Source organism: Micromonospora maritima (assembly GCF_902825405.1).
GTDB classification, from domain to species: domain Bacteria; phylum Actinomycetota; class Actinomycetes; order Mycobacteriales; family Micromonosporaceae; genus Micromonospora; species Micromonospora maritima.
In genome coordinates this window covers 1-1,099 of sequence record NZ_CADEAU010000889.1, presented here as the reverse complement: position 1 = coordinate 1,099, position 1,099 = coordinate 1, and the positions used below count along the sequence as shown (strand labels likewise).

The 1,099-nt window shown below is 76.1% G+C and carries 1 protein-coding gene and 1 pseudogene; both read left to right on the top strand.

The genetic code is table 11. From position 1 onward, the window contains the following. Window positions 1-288 (top strand): annotated as a pseudogene (locus HUW36_RS33290) (hypothetical protein); the annotation flags it as partial. 157 nt (window positions 289-445) lie between these two features. After that, a partial coding sequence (locus tag HUW36_RS33285) for a glutamate-cysteine ligase family protein (RefSeq protein ID WP_246248453.1) occupies window positions 446-1,099 on the top strand: 654 nt, incomplete at its 3' end.

Sequence of the window (1,099 nt, the reverse complement as noted above, 5' to 3'; positions counted from 1 at the left end):
CCCCCGCCGTCCCGCTCGGCCACCGCGCCGCCGGTCGACGGCCGGCTCGCCGGTCACTGCCGCGCCTATCTGGCCAAGTCGGACCGGCAGCGCGCCCAGGCCCTGACCACCCCGGGCTTCGCCGACCTGGTGGCCGCCGCCGGCGGCGCCGACCTCGTCGAGGGCTACTGCCGGGCGCTGGTGCCGTCGGCCGGGGAACCGGCGAAGGGCGAACCCAGGCCCACGGCCAAGCCCACGCCGAAGTCGAAGTCGCCGGGCCCGCACGACGAGGACGACGACCAGGACTGAACGTCCGGCGCAATCGGATTCCGGACAAAAATTCATCTCCCTGGGCGCGCGGGATCCGTCTGCTAGACAGAGGATGGGGGGACGCGCGGACCCGTGCCTACCGGGCCGGGTCCCGGGTGACGACGACGTCACCTGTCTCCGGGAGAGGAGCCGTCACGTGGTGATGTCACCGGAGCTGGACCGGGTGACCGTCCTGGGGGACGAGGCCGCGGCCCGCGGGCACCTGGCCCGCATCTGTTTCAAGACCGGCCCACCGACGCTCACCGGCGTCGAACTGGAATGGACCGTGCACGACGCCGCGGACCCGACCCGCCCGGTCGACCGCGAGCGACTGCGCGAGGCGTTGGGACGGCACAGCCCCGTCACCCTCGACCCCACCAGCCCGGCCGACGAGCTCCGGCGCGGCGGAACCGTGACCGTGGAGCCCGGCGGGCAGGTGGAGATCTCCGCCGCGGCGCGACCGTCGGTCGCCGCTCTCGTCCTGGCCACCGAGGCCGACGTCGCCGAGCTGCGCGCCCGGCTCGACGCCGCCGGGCTGGTGCTGGGACGTACCGGGATGGACCCCTGGCGGTCCCCGCGACCGGTGGTGGACACCCCGCGCTACCGCGCCATGCGCCGCGCCTTCGACCGGCGGGGCCCGGCCGGGCGGGCCATGATGTACAGCACGGCCGGGCTCCAGGTCTGCCTGGACGCCGGCGAGCCCACGCAGGTGGCCGACCGGTGGGCCGCCGCGCACGCCGTGGGGCCACCGTTGCTGGCCGCGTTCGCCACCGCCGACCGGCACGCCGGCCGGCGCACCGGTTGGGCGTCC